General features: G+C 54.4%; 24 protein-coding genes. 20 read left to right on the forward strand and 4 right to left on the reverse strand.

All coding sequences use genetic code 11. The features are described 5' to 3' along the window. Positions 1–2: 2 nt before the first annotated feature. Positions 3–734, forward strand: coding sequence for a tRNA1(Val) (adenine(37)-N6)-methyltransferase (locus tag ACZ5PT_RS10805; protein WP_464263044.1), 732 nt, complete (start codon positions 3–5; stop codon positions 732–734). Here ACZ5PT_RS10805 and ACZ5PT_RS10810 read toward each other — a convergent pair. Then, a complete protein-coding gene (locus ACZ5PT_RS10810) occupies positions 731–1,216 on the reverse strand; it encodes a DciA family protein (protein WP_464263045.1) in 486 nt (161 codons plus the stop codon). The genes ACZ5PT_RS10805 and ACZ5PT_RS10810 overlap by 4 nt on opposite strands. A 20-nt stretch (positions 1,217–1,236) precedes the next feature. Then, complete coding sequence (locus ACZ5PT_RS10815) at positions 1,237–1,494, reverse strand: hypothetical protein (protein WP_464263046.1); 258 nt, start codon at positions 1,492–1,494, stop codon at positions 1,237–1,239. A 178-nt stretch (positions 1,495–1,672) separates the two neighbouring features. Between ACZ5PT_RS10815 and ACZ5PT_RS10820 the strand changes: the two genes are divergently transcribed. The 12 genes from ACZ5PT_RS10820 to ACZ5PT_RS10875 all read left to right on the forward strand — a co-directional run bounded on the left by ACZ5PT_RS10820 (position 1,673) and on the right by ACZ5PT_RS10875 (position 11,174). Beyond that, the gene (locus tag ACZ5PT_RS10820) at positions 1,673–1,927 is read left to right on the forward strand and encodes a putative Se/S carrier protein (RefSeq protein ID WP_464263047.1); all 255 of its coding nucleotides are present in this window, start codon (positions 1,673–1,675) and stop codon (positions 1,925–1,927) included. A gap of 89 nt (positions 1,928–2,016) precedes the next feature. Then, positions 2,017–3,369 (forward strand): signal recognition particle protein, encoded by a 1,353-nt coding sequence (gene ffh / locus ACZ5PT_RS10825; protein ID WP_464263048.1) that lies wholly within the window; start codon positions 2,017–2,019, stop codon positions 3,367–3,369. 70 nt (positions 3,370–3,439) lie between these two features. After that, positions 3,440–3,709: a 30S ribosomal protein S16 gene (gene rpsP / locus ACZ5PT_RS10830; protein ID WP_464263049.1), complete on the forward strand. Its 270-nt coding sequence runs from the start codon at positions 3,440–3,442 to the stop codon at positions 3,707–3,709. A 62-nt stretch (positions 3,710–3,771) separates the two neighbouring features. Continuing rightward, positions 3,772–4,005 (forward strand): KH domain-containing protein, encoded by a 234-nt coding sequence (locus tag ACZ5PT_RS10835; RefSeq protein WP_464263050.1) that lies wholly within the window; start codon positions 3,772–3,774, stop codon positions 4,003–4,005. Between the two features lie 40 nt (positions 4,006–4,045). Further along, positions 4,046–4,576, forward strand: a complete 531-nt coding sequence (gene rimM / locus ACZ5PT_RS10840; RefSeq protein WP_464263051.1) for a ribosome maturation factor RimM — start codon at positions 4,046–4,048, stop codon at positions 4,574–4,576. Then, entirely contained in the window at positions 4,573–5,316 is a 744-nt protein-coding gene (gene trmD / locus ACZ5PT_RS10845) for a tRNA (guanosine(37)-N1)-methyltransferase TrmD (protein ID WP_464263052.1), read from the forward strand. The genes rimM and trmD overlap by 4 nt, the downstream gene beginning before the upstream one ends. 92 nt (positions 5,317–5,408) lie before the next feature. Beyond that, complete coding sequence (gene rplS / locus ACZ5PT_RS10850) at positions 5,409–5,756, forward strand: 50S ribosomal protein L19 (RefSeq protein ID WP_464263053.1); 348 nt, start codon at positions 5,409–5,411, stop codon at positions 5,754–5,756. A gap of 78 nt (positions 5,757–5,834) precedes the next feature. Beyond that, positions 5,835–6,476: a ribonuclease HII gene (locus tag ACZ5PT_RS10855; protein ID WP_464263054.1), complete on the forward strand. Its 642-nt coding sequence runs from the start codon at positions 5,835–5,837 to the stop codon at positions 6,474–6,476. After that, positions 6,477–6,848, forward strand: a complete 372-nt coding sequence (locus ACZ5PT_RS10860; RefSeq protein ID WP_464263055.1) for a YraN family protein — start codon at positions 6,477–6,479, stop codon at positions 6,846–6,848. It begins immediately after the preceding gene. Positions 6,849–6,887: 39 nt separating this feature from the next. Continuing rightward, positions 6,888–8,852 carry an NAD(+) synthase gene (locus tag ACZ5PT_RS10865; RefSeq protein ID WP_464263056.1) on the forward strand — a complete coding sequence of 655 codons (1,965 nt, stop codon included), beginning with the start codon at positions 6,888–6,890 and terminating at the stop codon, positions 8,850–8,852. Then, entirely contained in the window at positions 8,849–9,682 is an 834-nt protein-coding gene (rsmI, locus tag ACZ5PT_RS10870; protein ID WP_464263057.1) for a 16S rRNA (cytidine(1402)-2'-O)-methyltransferase, read from the forward strand. The genes ACZ5PT_RS10865 and rsmI overlap by 4 nt, the downstream gene beginning before the upstream one ends. A 184-nt stretch (positions 9,683–9,866) precedes the next feature. Beyond that, complete coding sequence (locus ACZ5PT_RS10875; RefSeq protein ID WP_464263058.1) at positions 9,867–11,174, forward strand: TIGR03790 family protein; 1,308 nt, start codon at positions 9,867–9,869, stop codon at positions 11,172–11,174. A 21-nt stretch (positions 11,175–11,195) separates the two neighbouring features. Here the strand turns inward: ACZ5PT_RS10875 and ACZ5PT_RS10880 are convergent, their stop codons facing one another. After that, complete coding sequence (locus ACZ5PT_RS10880; RefSeq protein ID WP_464263059.1) at positions 11,196–11,471, reverse strand: acylphosphatase; 276 nt, start codon at positions 11,469–11,471, stop codon at positions 11,196–11,198. Between the two features lies 1 nt (position 11,472). Then, a complete protein-coding gene (gene ligA, locus ACZ5PT_RS10885; protein ID WP_464263060.1) occupies positions 11,473–13,488 on the reverse strand; it encodes an NAD-dependent DNA ligase LigA in 2,016 nt (671 codons plus the stop codon). Between the two features lie 200 nt (positions 13,489–13,688). Here ligA and ACZ5PT_RS10890 point away from each other — a divergent pair, with 200 nt between their 5' ends. From ACZ5PT_RS10890 to ACZ5PT_RS10920, 7 genes are all read left to right on the forward strand, one after another. Continuing rightward, positions 13,689–14,945: an HlyC/CorC family transporter gene (locus ACZ5PT_RS10890; protein WP_464263061.1), complete on the forward strand. Its 1,257-nt coding sequence runs from the start codon at positions 13,689–13,691 to the stop codon at positions 14,943–14,945. Positions 14,946–15,367: 422 nt separating this feature from the next. Continuing rightward, positions 15,368–15,811 (forward strand): division/cell wall cluster transcriptional repressor MraZ, encoded by a 444-nt coding sequence (gene mraZ / locus ACZ5PT_RS10895; RefSeq protein ID WP_464263062.1) that lies wholly within the window; start codon positions 15,368–15,370, stop codon positions 15,809–15,811. A gap of 3 nt (positions 15,812–15,814) precedes the next feature. After that, the gene (rsmH, locus tag ACZ5PT_RS10900) at positions 15,815–16,756 is read left to right on the forward strand and encodes a 16S rRNA (cytosine(1402)-N(4))-methyltransferase RsmH (protein WP_464263063.1); all 942 of its coding nucleotides are present in this window, start codon (positions 15,815–15,817) and stop codon (positions 16,754–16,756) included. Between the two features lie 47 nt (positions 16,757–16,803). Continuing rightward, on the forward strand, positions 16,804–17,121 hold the full coding sequence (ftsL, locus tag ACZ5PT_RS10905; protein WP_464263064.1) for a cell division protein FtsL: 318 nt from the start codon (positions 16,804–16,806) through the stop codon (positions 17,119–17,121). Between the two features lies 1 nt (position 17,122). Then, positions 17,123–19,072, forward strand: a complete 1,950-nt coding sequence (locus tag ACZ5PT_RS10910) for a penicillin-binding protein (RefSeq protein WP_464263065.1) — start codon at positions 17,123–17,125, stop codon at positions 19,070–19,072. Between the two features lie 10 nt (positions 19,073–19,082). Beyond that, positions 19,083–20,612 carry a UDP-N-acetylmuramoyl-L-alanyl-D-glutamate--2,6-diaminopimelate ligase gene (locus ACZ5PT_RS10915; protein WP_464263066.1) on the forward strand — a complete coding sequence of 510 codons (1,530 nt, stop codon included), beginning with the start codon at positions 19,083–19,085 and terminating at the stop codon, positions 20,610–20,612. Continuing rightward, positions 20,602–21,993 carry a UDP-N-acetylmuramoyl-tripeptide--D-alanyl-D-alanine ligase gene (locus ACZ5PT_RS10920; protein ID WP_464263067.1) on the forward strand — a complete coding sequence of 464 codons (1,392 nt, stop codon included), beginning with the start codon at positions 20,602–20,604 and terminating at the stop codon, positions 21,991–21,993. The genes ACZ5PT_RS10915 and ACZ5PT_RS10920 overlap by 11 nt, the downstream gene beginning before the upstream one ends. Position 21,994: the final 1 nt, after the last annotated feature.

Raw genomic sequence — 21,994 nt, forward strand, 5'->3', positions numbered from 1 at the left:
CTATGGATGAAACTATCGATGAATTGTCAATTGGCGATCTGCGGCTGATTCAGGCGGAAAAGGGCTATCGCTTTTCGCTCGACCCGGTACTTCTGGCACGCTTTGTTGATGTGCGTGAGGGCGACACAGTTGTTGATCTGGGGACCGGTTGCGGGGTTATCCCGCTGATTCTGGCCAAGTTGTATGCGACGGTAAGGCTGATCGGCATCGAACTGCAATCAACTTTGGCTGAGCGGGCGCTGCGTAATGTTGAGTTAAACGGCTTGCAGCAGCGGGTGCGTATTGTCCCGGGCGACCTGCGCCAGGTTCGGCAGCTGTTGCCGGTGGCAAGTAGCGATCTGGTGGTCAGTAATCCTCCCTATCGGCAAGTTGGCAGAGGGCGGATTTCTCCGGCGGACGAACGTGCGGCCGCGCGGCATGAATTGGCTGGAGGGTTGGAGGATTTTGTTTCTGCCGCAGCCTGGCTGCTCAAAAACGGTGGACGGTTTGCGCTGATTTATCTGGCTGAGCGCCTCCCGGAACTTCTCGGGTTGATGGCGGCCCGTGGCATCGAGCCGAAGCGGCTGCGGATGATCCATTCTCGTCGTTCGGATCCCGCGCGGATGGTTTTGATCGAAGGCCGTAAGGCTGGTCGGGCTGGGCTGGTTGTAGAGAAGCCGTTGTTTATCTACGAAGGGGTGGGACGCGATTATACTGCTGAGGTTATGGCAATGTATGCAAATCCCATTGATTAGCTGTTGTCGCGGCCCTTGTCGAGCTTTTTCTGTAACGTGATCAGTCGGCGCATTTCATCTTTTATGTCCGGGTCTTGAAGTGGGTTAAGCTGGATTTCTATCTGTTTCTTTTCCCGCTCTGATAATTGGGTCTCTTGCCATTTCGGTGCTTCCTGTTTTTTAGGGGACAGCCTTCCTCTGGCGTGAGGCGTTGCCGCTTTGCGTAGGTAGATATCAGTGATGTCGGCGTTCGGCAGCTGTTGTTGCAGTTTTTCCAGGATCTTCGGTTTTAGCATCTGCAGCTGTTGCATCCAGACTGGGTGGTCAACCTGAACCTCTAAAATGCCCTGGCGGAACCTTAGCGGTCGTGCCCGGTGGGCAATCTGTTCTCCGACCAACTTGTCCCAAATGACCCAAGCCTGGTAGCGGGAGAGTTGATCGTCAAGGTTATTGTTGCCAAGGACCTGTTTGAGGACTGAGCCGACCCGTGCGGCCTGCCTCATTGGTGTGCGACCCTTGCGGCTCATTGTGGGGTTCGCCGGCGGATACGGCCACCGATGAGTTGCCCGGAGACTGCGCAGAACAGGGTCAGGGGGATCATTTGCCAGCCGAAGCCAAACAGGCTGCGTAACAGGACAATAAAAGGTATTGACAGGTGGACCAAAATAAACCAATGCAGGGAAAATTTTCGGCTGGTTTCGCGGAGGTAGCCGAGGGGGAGGTTTGAACCAAAGGAAAAGATCAGTAGCGCCGCAAGCGGCAGGAAGTTATCAAGTTGCACGTATGGATCCCTTCGGGGGCGTATATATCGGATATGTTACTATTGTCACTCTAACCTTCTGCGAGGATTGCTGTCAATTGTCACCGAAGCAGAGATACCCTCTTGCAAGTGGCTGGCAAACGTGGCATGATGCGCGGCCGAGCTGGGCTGGAGGTTTGGTTCAGGTAGGAGTTTTGACGTGGTTAATGACGGTGATTGTGTCGCCATTTTTCATTCGATTCATCGGGTGATGAAGGCGGAAAAAGTTCTTAAGGCTGAGGGGTTAGCGGTGTTGCTGATTCCGGTGCCGCGCCAGTTGAGTTCTGATTGTGGCTTGGCCATCCGTTTTTCTGCGGATGATCGCTCTCAGATAGAGGCGGCGTTGAACGATACAGGTTTGGTTATCGCCGAGGTCTGGCACAAGCAAGACGGCACTTTTTCGCAATTGTTGTGAAAGGTCTTATTGTGCGAGGGTTTTGGACTTGACAAGGGTTTGGCCCTTTTTTATATTTAGTCTTTCGTGGATTTTGCCGTAGCAGTGATATGTTTGATACACTATCTGACAAGCTAGATTCGGTTTTCAAGAAGCTCCGTGGACACGGGAGTTTGACGGAACAGCACATCAAGGAGACCATGCGGGAGATCCGCCTGGTGCTGCTAGAGGCTGATGTCAATTTCCGGGTGGTCAAGGGCTTTGTTGCCCGCGTCGGTGAACGGGCGGCCGGTCAGGATGTTCTGAAGAGCCTGACCCCGGCACAACAGGTTATCAAGGTTGTTCGCGAAGAACTGGCCGAGCTGATGGGCGAAGGGGAGGATAACTCTCTTAATTTAGCCGTCAAGCCGCCGGTTGCTTTGATGCTTTGTGGTTTACAGGGCGCGGGTAAAACAACAACCTGTGGCAAGCTGGCTCTGAAATTACGGCGTGATAAGCGCAATCCGCTGCTGGTTCCGGCTGACGTTTATCGTCCGGCGGCTATCGAGCAGCTTAAAACGCTTGGTCGGCAGATTAATGTTGAGGTGTTTGATTCTCATCCCGGGCAAGATCCGGTTGATATCTGCACCCGTGCACGTGAATATGCAGAACTGAATGGTTTTGATACACTGATTCTTGATACCGCTGGTAGGCTGCACATCGATTCTGAATTGATGGGTGAGCTAAAGCGGATTGTCGCCAGTGTCGCACCGCAAGAAATTCTGTTCGTCGCCGATGCGATGACCGGGCAGGATGCGGTGACGGTTGCTGCCAGCTTTGATGAACAGCTGCCCTTGACCGGGGTTGTTCTGACCAAGTTGGACGGCGATGCTCGTGGTGGTGCCGCCCTGTCGATTCGGGCCGTCACCGGTAAACCGATCAAGTTGGTCGGTATGGGCGAAAAGCTTGATGCGCTTGAGCAGTTCCATCCCGATCGGATGGCGCAGCGAATTCTCGGTATGGGCGATGTTCTCAGCTTGATCGAGAAAGCTCAGGCCGCGGTCGACGAAGATGACGCTGCGGCGATGGAAAAGGCCCTGCGCAAGGATGGGTTTACATTGGAAACCTTTCTTGAGCAGATGCAGATGGTCAAGAAAATGGGTTCCATTGACTCGTTGCTGAAAATGATTCCCGGCGCCGGCAAGGCGATGAAGCAGGCCAAGGGGATGCAGTTGCCGGAAGATGAGTTGAAGAAAATTGAAGCGATTATCCGTTCGATGACTGCAAAAGAACGGCTTGATCATAAAATCCTCAACGGGTCGCGGCGCTTGCGGATCGCCAATGGCAGCGGCACTCGGGTGCAGGATGTTAATCAGTTACTCAAGCGCTTTATCGAAGCGCAAAAGATGATGAAGAAGATGCAGAAGATGGGTCCGAAAGGACTCAAGGGGATGCTTGGCCGGGGTGGTCAGCTTCCTTTCTAAAACATGGAATAGAAACTAAAGTTTACTATTCGAAACACATACAAAAAGAAGTACCAGGAGGAAATACCGCATGTCAGTAAAGATCCGGCTCGCTCGTGGCGGCGCAAAAAAGAAGCCAGTTTACCAGGTTGTTGTAGCCGATGAGCGTTGTCCTCGGGACGGCCGTTTTATCGAGGCTCTGGGTCAGTACGATCCGCGCCAGGAGCAGTCCCTGATGAACTTTAAAGAAGATCGCGCCCTGGAATGGCTGAATAAGGGTGCACAGCCAACTGATACGGTTCGCCGGTTGCTGCGTGGCGCCGGTGTCTGGGCCAAGTTCAAGGTGAAGGCAACTGCATAAGGCCTGATCCGAACTGGTCCGAATCCGGGGCAACGGGCCCCTATCCACCCGGAGGATGACCCATGAAAGACCTGATCGAGTATATCGCCAAGTCTCTGGTCGAAAAACCTGATGAGATTGTTATCTCTGAGGAAGAGGCCGAAGATGGAACTGTTCTCGTCAAGTTAGCTGCAGCCCAGGAAGATATGGGGCGGATCATTGGCAAGCAGGGTCGTAACGCTAAGGCGATGCGAACCTTGCTCAATGCTAAGGCGACGCGTGAAAATCGACGCGCAGCACTGCAGATCATGGAGTAATCGGATTTTCGGATCGGTTTAACAGGCAAGAGTAGGGTAAATGGATAACCGATCAGAATCTTTGCTGGAAATAGGCAAAATCGTAGGCACACATGGTTTGCGAGGAGACCTGAAAATCCGGCTGAATTCCGGTGGTTCAGATGCTTTACTGGCTGCAAAGCAAGTTTATTTACACCTGCCTTCAGGTGAAATGCTGACTGCCAAACCGGTACGTCAGGCTGTTCATAAGGGGCAGGTTTTATTGCGTCTGCAGGATCATGAATCGATCAATCAGGTTGAGCATATGATCGGTGGGCAGGTTCTTCTGCCTGAAGATCAGCTTCCAGAGTTGGCAGCTGATGAACATTACTGGGAACAGTTGCAAGGCTTGCAGGTGGTTGACCGACAACGTGGTCCACTTGGTCGTCTGCAACAAATGTTCACGACGGCCGCCCATGATACTTATGTAGTCAAGGGACCGTTTGGTGAAGTTCTGATTCCCGCTGTAGCGCAGTTTATATTGGAGATCAATCTTCAGGAACAGATCATGTGGGTCGATCTTCCTGAAGGCTTGATTCCGCAGCAACAATGATCTTTGACGTTCTGACCCTGTTTCCCGGCATGTTTGACTCGCCGTTGCAGGAAAGCATTATCGGTCGGGCCATTAAGCAGGAGCTCCTGCAGGTTCGTGCGCATAACTTGCGTGATTGGGCTGAAGGCAAGCACCTGACGACCGACGACACCCCGTATGGTGGTGGTGATGGCATGGTCATGAAGCCGGAACCGATTGCCCGGGCTGTTGCCGAGTTGAAGCAGCGAACGCCAAGTTCGAAGGTGTTGCTGATGACACCGCAGGGCGTCCCCTTTAATCAGGGTCACGCCAAGAAGCTGTCCGCTGAGGACGGTTTGATTTTTCTCTGTGGCCGTTATGAAGGATTCGACGAACGGGTACGTCAGTCGCTGGTTGATGCTGAATATTCCCTCGGCGATTTTGTTTTGACCGGTGGTGAGTTGCCGGCGATGGTGATGATAGATGCTATTGCCCGTTACCTGCCGGGGGTGCTCGGTTCGAAGGGCAGTGCTGAAACTGACTCCTTTTCGGACGGTTTGCTTGAATATCCACAGTACACGCGACCGGCAGTATTTGACGGGATGGATGTTCCACCCGTGCTGCTCTCTGGGGATCACGGTAAAATAGCTGACTGGCGTCGTGAGCAGCAGTTGTTACGGACCTGGCAGCGGCGACCGGAGCTGTTGGAACAAGCGGATTTGAGTAAGCAAGACAGGCAGAAACTGATACAAATTAAACGGGCTGCAGAGTCTGATAATTAGATAGGTTGTTACGCAGGGATTGTCCTGCAGAAAATAAACGCTAAAACCGTATTGTAAAAAACACGGAATTGATACATCGAGGAGGATGAAGAATGGACATCATCGATCAGTTGGAATTGGAACAACTAAAGAAGGATATCCCGGTTTTTAAGGCCGGCGACACCCTTAAGGTACATGTTAAGATCGTCGAGGGCGACAAGCAGCGGATCCAGCTTTTTCAGGGTGTCTGCATTAAGCGCTACAATCGTGGCATTGCCTCTTCTTATACCGTGCGCAAAATCTCCGGTGGTATTGGTGTCGAGCGGATTTTCCCACTCCACTCACCAAATATCGAGAAAATCGAAGTTGTTCGTTTCGGTAAGGTGCGTCGTGCCAAGCTTTACTATCTGCGCAACCTGCGTGGTAAAGCTGCTCGGATCACCGAAAAGCGTTTTGCTTGATCTTCGGGATTAGGTAAGATAAGCCCCCAACTACTGTTGGGGGCTTTTTTTTTCTGTATTTTAGGGATCTGTTCTTTTATGCACAATCTGGAACTGTTTGGCCGCAGTGACGTCTCAACCCTCTACTTTGAAGAACAGGCACTTCACAGGGGGTACCGGACGGTTGCCGGAATCGACGAAGCCGGGCGCGGTCCTTTAGCCGGTCCCGTTGTGGCGGCTGCGGTTATTTTGCCGCAGAGCTTTGATCTTCCGGGGCTGACCGATTCGAAAAAACTGTCGGAAAAGCAACGTGATGTTCTGTACCCGCTGATTTGCCAACAGGCTCGAAATGTCGGCATCGGGGTCGCTTCGCCGGGAGAAATTGATCAGATAAACATTCTGCAGGCGACTTTATTGGCCATGCAAAGAGCGATCGGTCGCCTGGGGTTGCCCCCCGATTATCTGCTGATTGATGGGATCACGCCGTTGCCGGTGGCGACCCCGCAGCAGACGTTGAAAAAGGGCGACAGCCGTTCCTTGTCGATAGCCGCGGCTTCGGTTGTTGCCAAGGTGGTTCGGGATCGGATCATGAAAAGTCTCGACCGGCAGCAACCGGAGTATGGCTTCGCCAAGCATAAAGGTTACGGAACGCTGCAGCACCGAGAGTCGATTGCCCGGATCGGTCCGGGCCGTCATCATCGGGCCAGTTTTGCCGGAGTCAAAGAACACCTGGAGGGGTAGATGAGCAAGGAGCGGCTTGCTTTAGGGCAGTGGGGGGAAGAGCAGGCGGTCCTGTATTTGCGCAAGCAAGGGGTGAAAATCCTGGCGCGTAATTATCGCACCCCGGTCGGTGAGATCGACATTATTGCCCGGCGTCGCAACGAGCTACTGTTTGTTGAAGTTAAAACGCGCCGTGGGACCGGTTTCGGTCTGCCACAAGAGGCCGTCGGCGTTCGCAAGCAACAGCAGATCATCCGTACCGCGCAGTGGTATCTAAAGCAGGAAAGTATTGGTAAGTTGCAGCCCCGGTTTGATGTTGTGGCAATTCTATGCCAGAGTGATGGCCGTGTTTCTATCGATCACCTGCCGAATGCTTTCGGGCTGGCAGATTAATTCCATTAATATATTTGGTTGCTCTCTACAGGAGTGGGTATGACTGATACGACAGAAAGTCAGTCGATTGATTTAACGGCTTTCGGCATGCTGCGCCTCGGCGTGGCGACCCCGGAGTTACGGGTTGCCGATGTTGATTTCAATCTCGAACAGATTTATCAAGTCACTCGACAGGCGAGTCAGCAGCAGTGTCGATTTGTGTTGTTCCCGGAACTCTGTCTGAGCGGATATACTTGTGGTGATCTGTTTTTTCAGCAGCTGCTGCAACAGCGCGTCGAGCAGGCGCTGATTGAACTGGCCCGCTTTAGCGCCGTTGAAGCGATGACTCTGGTGGTGGGGGCTCCCTTGTCGGCGGCCGGACGTTTGTTCAATTGCGCGGTGTTGATTTCTCACGGTGAAATCTGTGGCGTGGTGCCGAAAACCTTTCTGCCGAATAGCGGAGAATTTTACGAGCAGCGCTGGTTCTGCTCCGCATCCGAGCGCAGCAGCAATTACCTGCTGATCGATAAACAGCAGGTCCCCTTTGGCGATGATCTTTTATTTCGCGCCGAAGATTTCCCCGATTGCCAGGTGGGCATCGAAATTTGCGAAGATGGCTGGGCGGTTGCGCCACCGAGCGGTTCGCAGGCACTGGTTGGTGCGACTCTGCTGCTCAACTTGTCCGCCAGCCCGGAAATTCTCGGTAAACAAGCCTATCGGCGGGCACTGGTTGCAGCGCAATCCGCCCGTTGTCTGGCCGTGTATGCCTATGCGTCAGCCGGTCCCAATGAGTCGAGTACCGACCTGGTCTTTTCTGGACACTCGCTGATTGCTGAAAATGGTCAGATTTTGGCTGAAACCGAGCGCTTTCAGTTTGACAGCCAGCTGGCCGTCGCGGATGTCGATCTGGCGCGACTGGTTGGTGAGCGGCAGCGCAACAGCAGCTTTGGCAGTGGCCATCCGGAGCATAATTTCCGTATCCAGGCGTTTCGCTTTGCGCCCTGTCCGGTGCGCGAGTTGCGTCGTTTGGTTGTCCGCACGCCCTTTGTCCCGCCGGTTGACGAGGAGCGTAATGCCCGTTGCCAGGAAATTTTTCTGCTGCAGACCTGCGGGCTGGCAAAGCGTTTGCGCCATACGGGCAGCAAAAAAGTGGTTATCGGCCTTTCTGGCGGACTTGATTCAACCCTGGCGTTGCTGGTCACAGTCAAGGCTTTTGATCGCCTCGGACTTGATCGTAAGGGGATTGTCGCCTTGACCATGCCCGGTTTCGGCACCACCGACCGGACGCGCGGCAATGCTGAAGAATTGGCTGATCTGCTTGGCGCTGACCTGCGCGTCGTGCCGATTGATGCTGCGGTGCGGCAACATTTTGCTGATATCGGTCACGATGAAACCTGCCACGACATCACCTACGAAAACAGTCAGGCCCGCGAACGGACCCAGATCCTGATGGATGTTGCCAACCAGGTCGGTGGGTTAGTGATCGGTACCGGTGACCTCTCAGAGCTGGCGCTTGGCTGGTGTACTTACAACGGCGATCATATGTCGATGTACGGGGTCAATGCCGGGGTACCGAAAACCCTGGTTCGTTATTTGGTTGACTGGTGCGCCAAGGAAGAATTTGGTGAGCGTGTTGCCGAGGTCTTGATCGATGTCTGCGCGACCCCTGTTTCCCCTGAACTGCTCCCCCCGGATGCCGATGGTAATATTGGTCAGTTTACCGAAAAAGTTGTCGGCCCCTACGAGCTGCACGATTTCTTCCTCTACCAGGTGGTGCGTATGCATTTTTCGCCGGAGAAAGTGTTGATGTTGGCCGAGCAGGCGTTTGCCGATTTTCCGCGTAGCGACTTGATTCACTGGCTTAAGCAGTTTTATCGGCGTTTCTTTTCCCAGCAGTTCAAGCGCTCTTGTCTGCCGGACGGACCGAAGGTCGGTACCGTGGCCCTTTCGCCACGCGGTGACTGGCGGATGCCGAGTGATGCGGTGGTCAATCTCTGGCTGCAACAACTGGAGGCAGTGGAGTGAGCGGGACCCTCTATGTCGTGGCGACTCCGATCGGCAACCTCGAGGACATGACCTATCGTGCCGTACGGATTCTGCAGGAAGTGGATTTAATCGCCGCCGAGGATACCCGTCATAGCCGCAAGCTGCTTGATCATTACGCGATTAAAACCGCGCTGATCTCCTATCACGAGCATAACGAGGAGCAGCGCTCGCTGCAGCTGCTCGAAAAGTTGCAGGCTGGTCAATCGTTGGCGTTGATCTCCGATGCCGGCACGCCCTGTATCGCTGATCCCGGCTACCGGCTGATTTCCCGCTGTCGCCAATCCGGCTTGACGGTTGCCGCCGTCCCCGGACCCTCGGCGCTGATTGCAGCCCTGTCGATATCCGGACTGCCGACCGATGCTTTTCGTTTTGTCGGTTTTTTGCCGTCCAAGACTCACGGTCGGCGGCAGCTGCTGGAGCAATTCCTCAATGAAAAACAGACGGTGGCTTTTTATGAAGGCCCACACCGTTTGCTGGCTTGTTTGCAGGATATTGTCGCTGTCTGCGGGCCGGACCGGCAGCTCTCGGTTGCTCGCGAATTGACCAAGCGGCATGAGGAGCTGTTCAGCGGAACGGCCGCCGAAGCGGTTGATTTTTACGCCGCAGGACGGGTGCGTGGTGAACTGGTTCTGTTGCTTGGACCCGCGCCGGATCGTTTGCCGCAGGGGACGGTTAAAGAGGAACTGGCCAGGTTGCACGCCGCGACCGATCTGAGCTGGAAGCAGATCGTCAAACAGGTCGCCAAGGATTTCGGCCTGCCCGGCAGCGACGTTTATAAAGAATCTCTGGAATTGCGCAACTCGGACTAGTGCCTTGTAACTCTTAAAATGTCGCAAGATTGCGAAGGGATTTGGCGTGCCAATAAGGCGTGACTAAGGGCGCATAGCACCGCTATGCAACTGAAGTCACAACGCAGATGGCGCGTCAAATAACAAGCAAGATGCGACGATTTAGGGGGTACAAGGTACTAGCTTCATTTGCGATATCGTCAGCATGTTGGTTGTGGTTTGGAACGTCACCCTTCGTCGGCAAGGACGAGAGATGCTCTTTTATTCGCGCACCAGAAATCCCTTCGTTTGCTGCCTGTTCTGGGCGTCGCTGTGCTTGTTTTTTTCCCCTGTGCAGTCTTTAGCGTTACTCGCCGAAGAAGTCTTGTTGATTAGCAACCGCAACCTTCCCGAGAGCCTATCCCTGGCACGTTATTATCAGCAACAGCGCCAAATCCCGGCTGAAAACCTGCTGCAAATCAGAATGACCGATAAGGAAGATTGCAGTCGGGAAGACTATCAACGCAACTTGGTGGCGCCGATCCGCGAGTTTTTGGCGCAGCGGCCGGGGCAGATCCGTTGTCTGTTGCTCTTTTATGGGGTGCCCTTGCGGGTTGCGCCGCCAGAGTTAAGTCAGGCTGAATGGCAAGCACTGGAGGCATTGAAATTTAAGAAAAAGGCTCTCGACTGGAAGATCAAAAATCGTCCCGGGGCGGAAAATACTGAATCGTTAAAGGTCGCAGCGGAGCAGTTACGGCAAGAAATGCAGACCTATCGCCGGCCGGAGCAGGCTGCGGCGGTCGACTCGGAAATCGCCTTATTGTTAAACGATGACTATCCGCTGAAAAGGTGGTTGCCGAATCCCTATTTTGTCGGTTTTAACAACCAGGAGTCGTTACCGATCGGCAAAGAGCAGGTCCTGATGGTCGCTCGGCTGGATGCCTCGAGCCCTGATATTGTCCGCCGGGTAATTGATGATAGTTTGCAGGCCGAACAGCAGGGGCTGAGAGGACGGGCCTATTTTGATGCCCGCTGGGCGCCGCCGAAAAAGAAAAACTTACAAGGTTATGCGCTGTATGATGCGGCGCTGCACAAGGCGGCCAAGCTAACCGAAAATTTAAGTCGCCTGCCGGTCACCTTGGACCAACAGCAGGCGTTGCTGCCGCCGGGGTCAGCTCCGGAAGCTGCGCTCTATAGTGGCTGGTACAGTTTGGCGAAGTATGTCGATGCGTTTGACTGGCAGCCGGGGGCGGTTGCTTACCACATTGCCAGCAGTGAGTGTGTGACCTTGAAGAAGCCCGGCAGTCAGGTCTGGTGCAAACGGCTGCTCGAAGATGGGGTCGCGGCGACCATCGGCCCGGTGGCCGAACCCTATGTTCAGGGGTTTCCGCTGCCGGATATTTTTTTCGATTTTCTGCTCGACGGCTATTACACCCTGGCCGAAAGCTATTTTTTAAGTCTGCCTTATCTCTCTTGGCAGATGGTGCTGATTGGCGATCCGTTGTATCGCCCTTTCCGCAATCGACTGCAGTGAGCGCGCATAGCGTTTTTTTTCTTAACGGACCCTGAAATCACTGAATTCACCGGTCGCCTTTTGCCAGTCGACCTGTAAATCGTCCACCCGAGCCAGATCCGGTCCGCTGTGACACCAGTCGACAAGCGCTTGCACGACTTCACGTCGTCCTTCGAAAACCGCTTCAACTGACCGGTCCGGATTGTTCCGCACCCAGCCGGTTGCGCCGTATTGATCGGCGCTGTTCTTGGTGCTCTGCCGAAACCAGACCCCCTGCACTCGTCCGCTTACCCGGACCGCCACTCTCACCTCGGACATCTTATTGCTCCTCTGCCATCAGGTCGAGAAACTGCTGTTCGTCAAGGACTGTGATGCCGAGTTGTTCGGCTTTGGCCAACTTGCTGCCGGCCCCCGGTCCGGCGACGACGTAATCGGTTTTCTTGCTGACCGAACCGCTGGCCCTTCCGCCCTGTGCCTCAACCAGTTCCTGACCGTCCTTGCGGCTGAAGCGCTCCAGACTTCCGGTGAAAACGAAGATCTTGTCCTTAAATTTATCCCCCCGGGATTGCTCCGTCGCCAGCGGGACGACTCCGAGCTGCTGCAGCTGTTGCAGGATCTGTTGGTTGTTCGGGTCGGTGAAAAAAGCGGCGACGCTTTCGGCAACCTGTGGGCCGATTTCGTGGATCGTCAACAACTGTTCCTGTTTGGCTGCGGACAACGCCTCGAGGGAACCGAACTGACGGCTGAGGACTTTGGCCAGATGGCTGCCTACGTTGCGGATGCCGAGGCCAAAAAGAAAACGCTCCAGGGGGCGTTCTTTGCTCGCTTCAATCGCCTTGAGCAGTTTGTCGGCCAGTTTGTCGCCCATCCGCTCAAACTGAAACAGGTCATCTTTGTTCAGCCGATAAAGATCAGCGACGCTTTTAACCTGCTCCAGGCGCAGCATCTGGTCGATCAGCCGGTCGCCGAGGCCATCAATATCCATCGCGCCGCGGGCGCAGAAATGTTTCAGTGATTCCTTCAGCTGCGCCGGGCAGCGTAAGCCTTGACAGCGCGGCACCACTTCTCCGGCTTCTCGCGAGACTGGTGAGTTGCAGGCCGGACAGACGGTGGGCTCGGGGATCTCCTGCTCGCTGCCGTCGCGTTTTTCGGCGAGGACTTTGACGATGTCGGGAATTACGTCGCCGGCGCGTTCAACCACCACTGTGTCACCAATGCGGATCCCGAGGCGCTCGATTTCATCCCAGTTGTGCAGGCTGGCACTGGAAACGCTGACGCCGCTGACGTTGACTGGACGCAAATTGGCGACCGGGGTGATCGCACCGGTGCGACCGACCTGAAAACGCACCGATTCGAGGATGGTTTCTGCCTGGCGCGGCGGAAACTTGCAGGCGATAGCCCAACGCGGCGTACGGCTCTTTTCCCCCAACTCCTGCTGCAGGTTACGGCTGTTGACCTTGACCACCATACCGTCGATCTCAAACGGCAGTTGGTCGCGCAGCTCGATCAGTTCATCGTAGCGGTCGATAACGGCTTCAATGTCGTTGGCGACTCGCACGGTTTCCAGGTTGACTTTGAGTCCCCAGCGGCGTAACGCCTCGAGCAGCTGATGGTGTTTTTTTGGTTCGTTACCGGAGATGTTGCCGATGCCATAACAGCTGATCGTCAGTGGCCGGTTGGCGGTTAGTTTGGAGTCGAGTTGTCGCAGGCTGCCGGCGGTTACATTGCGCGGGTTGGCAAAGGTGGTTTCGCCTTCCTCGCGGCGCTGCTGGTTGAGGCGGCGAAAGGCCGCAAGCTCCATGTAGATTTCTCCGCGTACTTCGAGTTGTTGCGGATAGTCGCCCTGCAGTCGCAGGGGGATCGCGCCAATGGTGCGAACATTTCTGGTGATATCCTCGCCGCGGGTCCCGTCACCGCGGGTGGCGCCGCGAGCCAGTTGTCCGTTTTCGTAGGTCAGGGCAACCGCAACGCCGTCCAGTTTCATTTCGCAGAGATATTCAATCGACTCTTCACGTGCCAGAAAGCGCTTCAGTCGGGCATCAAACTCGCGAAGGTCGTCGGCGTTAAAGGCATTTTCCAGTGATAGCATCGGGCTAGCGTGGGTTGCAGGTGGGAAGCTGTCAAGCGGTACGCTACCGACACGCTGAGAGGGGGAGTCGATACTAATCAAGTCATCATAGTGATCTTCTAACTCCAACAGCTTTTGCATTAATTGGTCGTATTCGGCATCGGTGATCTCTGGTTGGCCGAGCCCGTGGTATAGACGGTTGTGGTGATGGAGTTGTTCGCTTAGTCTGGTATGTTGCTGACGGACGGCATCATTGGCTTTGGACATCTGTTTACCTCAAGATTTTACGGCTAATTATATCGTTTGGCTTATAGCATGCTGCACTGTATAACGACAAGCTCTTCCCCTTTATGGTCGTTTGAGCTACACTCCGCGCAACTTTTGTTCTTTTAGCTATACTTGCGTTATTGCTTGAATTTCGGCGAGCGGGATTGCTGCTTTTGCCGATAAATCCCCCTGGAGATTGGATGTCTGACGAAGCACTCTGGCGATTAATGGTGATGTTGGGTCTGTTGGCTCTGTCAGGTTTTTTCTCCGGTTCGGAGACGGCTCTTCTTTCTCTCGATAAGTTGCGGGTTCGTTACCTGCAGCAAAAAGGGTATCCCGGCGCAGATAAGCTGGCTAACTTGCTTGATAACCCCGATCGTTTACTCAGTGCCATCCTGGTCGGGAATAATCTGGTCAATATCGCCGTTTCGGTTATCGCAACCGGTTTTTTTGTCGGCTATTTTGGGGAGCAGGGGGAGCTTCTCACCGTTCTGATTTTGACCCCGATCCTGTTGATTTTTTCCGAGGTCTGTCCCAAAACCTACGCCGCCCAGTATCCAGAGAAAGCCTCTTTTATGGTTCTCAAGCCGATCCGCTTTGTGGCCTGGATTCTACACCCGGTGGTTTTTGTTGTTTCCTCTTTGTCGCGCTTGTTGACCAGTTTTTTCCGCGCCAAGGAAGCGGAGAGCCTGTCGGTCTCCGAAGATGAAATCCGCGCGATTATCGAGGTCGGCGAAGAGTCGGGAGTGGTGGCGGCGGAGCAGCGACGCATGCTGCACGGTATCTTTGATCTGTCGGAAACCCGGGTTCGTGATGTGATGATTCCCCGTACCGAGGTGGCCGGATTGGATGTGACTGCCAATTTTCAGCAGGTGCTGGATGTCGTTCAACACGCCCGGCATTCCCGCTTTCCCGTTTATAGCGATAGCCTGGATAATATCGTCGGCGTCGTGCATTCCAAGGATGTCCTCGACTTTATCGGTCGTACCGAGCAGTTTGCTCTCGCCGATGTCTGTCGTAAGCCTTACTTTGTGCCGGAATCGAAGCGTATTGCCGTGCTGTTGCAGAGCTTTCGGCAGAAGCGTGAGCATCTGGCGATTGTCGTCGATGAGTATGGTGGGATTGAGGGGATCGTTACGCTCGAAGATGTTGTCGAGGAGATTGTCGGCGAGATCCATGATGAGTACGATATCGAAGAGGTAGATTTCCGCCAACTGGCACCGAACCGTTTTCTGGTTGATGGTGCCGTATCGGTGCGGACGGTCAATCGGCGCTTCAAGCTTGAACTGCCCGAAGATCATGTGACGACTCTGGCCGGTTATCTGTTGCGCGTTATGGGCAGGATCCCTGCAGAAGGAGAATCCTTTGAGGAGGATGGCATCGTTTTTCGGGTAAGGACGATGGATGATCGGAGGATTGAGGAGGTGGAGATGGTTCTTGGCCGAGATGAGGGCTAGAGCAGCGGTTTTTTCTGAGATTCTTTCCTGTTAGCATTTAAGGAGCGGCCATCTGTCGGCCGCTCCTTTTTTACTGTGCGGTGATAGGTTTTGGTTGTTTGCCGGTCCTCTGGTTGTTTATGGCGTGTAACGATCCGCAGAGCGGGTCGTTTTTTTTACGCTTTTTCTCACGGATTTTGATCTTTAGGGGAAGGATTTTAGCTGGTTACAGAGGTCTGTGGTCGCGGCGGGGATTTGCATTCTGATGTCAGGCTACTGGCAAGCTCTTAATGAAAGTTAAGTGCCTGTCAGTGCGACATTTTCTAAAACTGGCAATGGCCCGAAAAGCAGGGATTTCTCCTTGACAGACGCAAGGTCAATAGCTATTCTTTCACACATTCGAAGTGTCAAATTGGGTCAATGCGTAGCAATTGGTGTCAAGTATGAAATTCTCTGGTGAATTTAATGTCAGTATCGACCTCAAGGGGCGGGTAAGTATTCCGGCTTCCTTTCGGGACGAACTGCGTCAAGCTTACAAGAGTGAAGGGCTGGTTGTCACGCGCAATAACGAGGGCTTGGTCGCCTATCCGCCGAGCAAGTGGGAAACCATTTTCGCCAATGTGCTGGCCATGCCGGCCGGTCCGGTTCGGGAGGCAAATCTTCGTACCCGGATTGCTCCGGCGAAAGAATGTTCCTTTAACGCTCAAGGGCGGATTCAAATCCCCCAGTCGTTGCGCGATCACGCTGGTCTGGATAAGGATGCCGTGGTTATTGGCATGCTCGATAAAATCGAAATATGGAGTCAGCAAGCCCATGTCGCGATAGCAGAGAAATCTGAAGCCCTGTTGGATGAGAATCCGCAAGGGCAAGCGGATCTGGGGTTTTAGCGGATGGCAGGGGCTGCGTTTGAGCATCTATCGGTGATGCCTGAGGAAGTACTGCACTGGCTGCAACCGCATTCGGACGGCGTTTATCTGGACGGAACCCTTGGCGGTGCCGGTCATTCGCGTTTAATTCTTGAAGCTGCGCCCGGTTGCCGGTTGGTTGGGCTGGATCGGGACCCGGCTGCATTGGAAAAGGCTGCACAGGTGCTCTCGCCGTTCGCGGCGCAGGTTAGCCTGCAGCACGCCACCTTTGATCAGGCCGATAGCGTCTTGCGGCAGCTTGATATCGATGGTCTCGATGGCATGCTGCTCGACCTTGGGGTTTCTTCCCATCAGCTTGATACCCCGGAGCGGGGGTTCTCGTTTCGCCTCGATGCTCCACTCGATATGCGGATGAATCCACTGGAGGGAATTACCGCTGCCGATGTGGTCAATCAGGCCGAAGAAGCTGAGCTGCTGCGGATCTTTTTCGAATACGGCGAAGAGCGCTACAGCCGAAGAATCGTCAGGAAGATTATTGCTCGCCGCGGCGAGGCCCCGATCACCCGGACCGCCGAGTTGGCCGAGCTGGTCCGTGCGGCAATCCCTGGCGGCTTTAAACCGGGACGTATCCATCCGGCGACGCGGGTATTTCAGGCGTTGCGGATTCATGTTAATGGAGAATTAGAACAGGTCCGAAATGGTGTTGCCGCCGGCCTCGAATTGCTCAAGCCGGGCGGGCGGATGGTGGTGATCAGCTTTCACTCTCTGGAAGATCGGATCGTTAAGCAACTGTTTCGCGATAAAGGAAAGGGCTGTATCTGTCCTCCACGGTTGCCGGTCTGCCACTGTAATAATGTGCCGATGGTGAAAGTGCTCACCCGCAAGGGTCAAAAGGCAAGTGCTGATGAAATAAACGTGAATAGTCGTTCTCGCAGTGCGATTTTACGAGCGGTCGAACGCTGCTGATCAGCCCAGCAAGCGGTCAGTCTGAAGTCTACACAGGGGAGGTGCCCATGTCAGAAACTCTGCCAAGAACAGTTGTCACGATCAATGGATTCTCTCTTCAACGTCCCCGCCTTGCACCGGTTTTTGTCGCAATTGTTATTGTTTCTTTACTGTCGCTGGTGTTTGTCTGGTCTCGGATTCATGCGATCAACCTCGAATACGATATTTCCAGCTTGGAGCGGCAGATCCGTCTTGGACAACAACAGGCAAAGCAGCTGAAGCTCGAAGCGGCCTATCTCTCCCGTGATACACGGATCGAAGGGCTGGCTCGTAAAGAGCTGGGCTTGCGGCCACCGGCTTCCGGCCAGATCATCTGGATCGACTGATATGGCGGCTTCGGAGCGTGGCATCCAGATGCGCATCCGATTTTTCGGTGTCCTGTTTATTGTCGCATTTCTTGTTGTTATCGGCCGTGCTTACTATCTGCAGGTGGTGCTGGCGTCCCAGTTGCAGGACCGGGCGGACCAACAGCGCCAGCGCGTTGTTGAGTTGGCACCGCAGCGTGGCAGTATTCTTGATAGCAAAGGCGCCCCACTTGCTCTGAGCCTGGATGTTGAATCGCTTTATGCTGATCCTTTTCAGATCAAAGATCCGCAGCAGGTCGCCGGTCGGTTAGCCAAACTGTTGAAAAAGAGCAAAAAGGAACTGGAACGGCTGCTCTCGGGAAAAAAGCGTTTTGTCTGGCTCGGGCGTAAGCTCGACCCAGAAGTCGCCGAGCAGGTACGCAAGTTGCGGATCACCGGGATGAAGTTCGTTGCCGAGCCCAAGCGTTACTACCCCCAAGCCAGTATTGGTGCACATGTGGTCGGCTTTACCGGTCTTGACCCCAAAGGGCTGGAAGGGGTCGAGTTAGAATATGATCTGCTACTGCAAGGTCAGCCGGGACGTTTGGTGTCGCAACGCGACGCGCGCGGTCGTGGTCTGGCAACTGCCGAGCAACTGGTCCAAGGAGGCGTCCCGGGGCACAACCTGCAGTTGACGATTGATCGTTCGTTGCAATATATCGCCGAAAAGGAACTGGCGCAGGTTGTCAAGCAGACTAAAGCCGTCGGTGGCACAGTCGTGGTGATGGAGCCGGCCAGCGGAAGGGTTTTAGCGATGGCCAGTCAGCCTGATTACAACCCTAATCTGCCCGGCAAATCGAGGGCTTCGATGCGGCGCAACCGAGCCGTCTGTGACATGTTTGAGCCCGGGTCAACGTTTAAGCCTTTCTTGTTAGCTGGTGTCCTTGAAGAAGGGGCCGTCCGGCCGAACCAGAAGATAGATTGTGAAAATGGCCGTTATTCCGTTGGTGGAAAAGTCATCCACGATATCGGTCGGCACGGCAAACTGACTCCCGGCGAGATGCTTAAGGTCAGCAGTAATATCGGCTTTGCCAAGCTAGGTAAAGCGCTGGAGAGGGAACGTTTCCATAGCTACATTCGCGATTTTGGTTTTGGTGAGCCAACAGGGCTTGATCTGCCGGGTGAGGCCAGCGGGATGCTTCGGCCGCCGTCGCGTTGGTTCGAAATTGATCTGGCCGCCATCTCTTTCGGCCAGGGTATTAGTGTTACAGCCATACAGATGGCGACTGCGATGGGTGCCATTGCTAACGGTGGCTTGTTGATGGAGCCCTATGTGGTTGAGCGGGTGACCGATGCTGATGGTCAGCTGGTACAGCGACGCCTGCCAGAGGTCAAGCATCGTGTTATTTCAGAACGGACTGCCAAGCAGGTTCGCGAGATGATGGTTGCGGTAATTGAATCCGGGGGTGGTACCAGGGCGGCTTTGTCCGGCTACCGAGTGGCAGGGAAAACCGGTACGGCACAAAAGGTTGATCCGGTGACCGGAGGTTACTCGCCAGATAAGAGTGTTTCTTCTTTTGTCGGATTTGTCCCTGCGGACAATCCGGCTTTAGTTGTTTTAGTCACCGTCGATGAGCCGGAAGGTAAGGCCTATGGTGGCTTGGTTGCTGCCCCGGTGTTTGCTCGTATTGCCGGACAATCTCTGAGCTACTTGAATGTTCTGCCGAAGGGTACGGTCGCTGCGTTTGGGGTTGCCCAGGCAGAGAATGAGCCTTTGCCGGATCTGGCCCCTCTTCTTCCCGACAGTGAGCCGATGGACGGTTTGATGATGCCAGACCTTCGGGGGATGAGCTATCGACAGGTCTTGCAGGCCATGCAGGCGAAAAAATTGAATCTGAAACTCTCAGGCAGTGGCCAGGTTGTTGACCAATCACCAGCACCCGGGGCGACGATCCGTTATGGAAAAAAGGCCTGGGTACGGCTCGGGGCATAAAGGGTATCCGATGCAATTGGCAGCGTTGTTAAAATCAATCAAGGTGGAGCAGGTTTACGGATCGGTCGATCTGGAGATCGTCGGGTTGGCTTGTGATTCCCGCCGGGTTAGCGGGGGAACGATGTTCTTTGCGTTGCCCGGGATCTGCAGTGATGGTTTCGATTTTATCCCCGAGGCGATTGCTGCCGGGGCCGCTGTGATTGTTGCAGAGCGAATTCCTGCCGATTTGCCAGATTCCATCAGTTTTGTGCTGGTCGACAATGTGCGTCGGGTTATGGCGCAGGTTGCGGACCAGTTCTATGATTGCCCGACTGCCGATGTCCCGGTTATCGGAGTGACCGGGACCAACGGAAAAACCACGATCACCTACCTGTTGGAAGCGGTGCTTCGTCAGGCCGGTTATGCTCCTGCTGTTTTTGGGACAGTGGAATATCGTTTCGGAGAGCATCGGCTGGAGTCTTCACATACCACGCCTGAATCTCTGGATTTGATGCAGATGATGGGTCAGTTTCGGCAACAGGGGGCCGACGCCTTTATTCTGGAGGTGTCATCGCATGCGCTGGAGCAGCATCGGGTCGACGGTATTGCGTTTGATGTTGCGGTTTTTACCAATTTGACACCAGAGCATCTCGATTATCATCAGAACCTCGACAATTATTTCGCCAGTAAAAGGCGACTGTTCAGCGAGCTTCTCGGACAGGGAAAAGCGGCCATCAACCGCGAGGATGGTTTTGGTCGGCAACTGTTGCAGGAAAACCCGGAGTGGACCAGCTTCGGCAGTGATCCTGCCGCCCAGGTTGGGCCATTGGATATCAGTGTCGGCAGGCAGGGGATTAAAGGGGCGTTTCGTAGCCCAAGCGGGAAAATTGATATCAATAGTAAAATGATCGGCCATTTTAATGTCAGTAACCTGTTGGCCACCGTTTCTGCCGCCCAACTGCTCGGTATTGATAATCAGCAGATTGGCGACGGTGTCGCGGCCGCTGCACAGGTTCCGGGACGCTTGCAGCGCGTGGTCAATGATCAGGATATTCTGGCCCTGGTAGATTATGCTCACACCAGCGATGCCCTTGAACAGGTCTTGGCGACGCTGAGTAAATTGGAATCGAAACGTTTGATCACCCTGGTCGGTTGTGGCGGTGACCGTGATCCGAGTAAGCGACCGGTGATGGCTGCTGCGGCAGTGAAATATTCCGATTTGGCCGTTCTGACTTCAGATAACCCGCGCACCGAAGATCCGCTAAAGATTCTCGAGCAGATGCGCGCCGGTGCCTTGGCTGCCGGTGCCGCCGAGTTAAGTAGCCCCCAGGTTGCTGCCGGAGAAAAGGGTTTTGTCGTCATTCCCGATCGCCGTGATGCGATTCTCTTTGCGAGTTCTGTGGCTAAAGCGGGAGATTTATTGCTGCTGGCCGGTAAGGGACATGAGGACTACCAGATTTTGGGCACAACGAAGGTTCCCTTTGATGATCGTGAAGAACTCGCGCTGGCGCTAAGCAATCGCGGTGAAATTGCAGAATCAGGAGCAGGCAATGATGTTTGATCTTGAACGGGTTGCCCGGATCACGGCAGGTGAGTTTTCCGGAAAGAAAATCAATTGCGGCCTTAGCGGTATCTGTACCGACAGCCGCAATATGACTCCCGGTGCTCTTTTTGTGCCGCTGCGCGGTGAAAATTTTGATGGCCACGACTATATCAGCCTGGCGGTCAAAAATGGCGCAGCAGCCTGTTTGAGTGAAGAAATCATCGAAGGCCTCAGTGTTCCGGTGGTCCGGGTTGCCGACACGCTACGTGCCCTTGGCGATTTAGCTGCTGCCTATCGTCTGCAGTTAAATGGTCCGCTGGTCGCAATTACCGGATCGGTCGGTAAAACCACCACCAAGGAGATGCTGGCCGCGATTCTTCAGCAAGTTGCGCCGGGATTAAAAACTGCCGGCAACTTTAATAATCTGATCGGTTTGCCGTTGACGATCTTCCGCTTGCAGCCGGAGCATCAGTGGGCGGTTTTAGAAATGGGGACCAGTAGCCTAGGAGAGATCGAGCGGCTGACTGAGATCGCCCAACCGAGTATCGGCGTGATAACCAACGTTGGGCAGGCGCACTTGGAAACTCTGCACGGACTTGATGGAGTCTCGCGGGCCAAGGGCGAACTTTTCGCTGGTTTGCAGGGCGGCAGCGCCATTATCAACCTTGATGATGAGCGCGTAGCTTGCCTGCCGGTAGCCAATGGAGTCGCGAAACTAACTTATGGCTTGTCGGCGCAAGCGACGGTCCGTGCCGAACAGGTTGTGGCCAATTCTGATTCGCTGACATTTGATTTGCTGTTTTCTGGGCAGCGACAGAAGGTGCACCTTGCGGCTGCCGGTCGGCACAATGTTTCCAACGCCTTGGCTGCCGCCGCAGTTGCTTTTGCCTTGAAAGTTCCGCAGGAGAAAATTGCCGCTGGACTGGAGTCTTTTACCCCGATCCAGGGGCGGATGAATCTCTTTCCGTTGCCCTGCGGAGGGTTGTTGCTAGACGACAGTTACAACGCTAATCCGTTATCGACAGTAGCTGCGCTGGATGTGCTGGCTGAAATTAAAGGCCAGGGGCGTCGGATCGCGGTACTGGGAGATATGCTCGAGCTCGGTGATGCCTCGGCACAGATGCACCGAGATATCGGGGCTAAAGCAAGTGAATGTGTCGATCTGTTGATTGGAGTCGGTACTTTTGCCGCAGATATCTGCCAGGGGGCCTCCAGATTGCAACCTGAGCAGCTGATAGAACTGACCGATGTCGCTGCCGCGATCGATTACCTTCAGGAGCAGCAGCGATCAGGAGATCGGATTCTGGTCAAAGGCTCACGTGGCGTTAAATTAGACCGGCTCGCAGACAGTTTGCGCGGTGCCGGAGAAGAGTTGCCAAATGGGCAGAAGGGGAGCTAAT

The organism is Desulfuromusa ferrireducens (assembly GCF_055389805.1).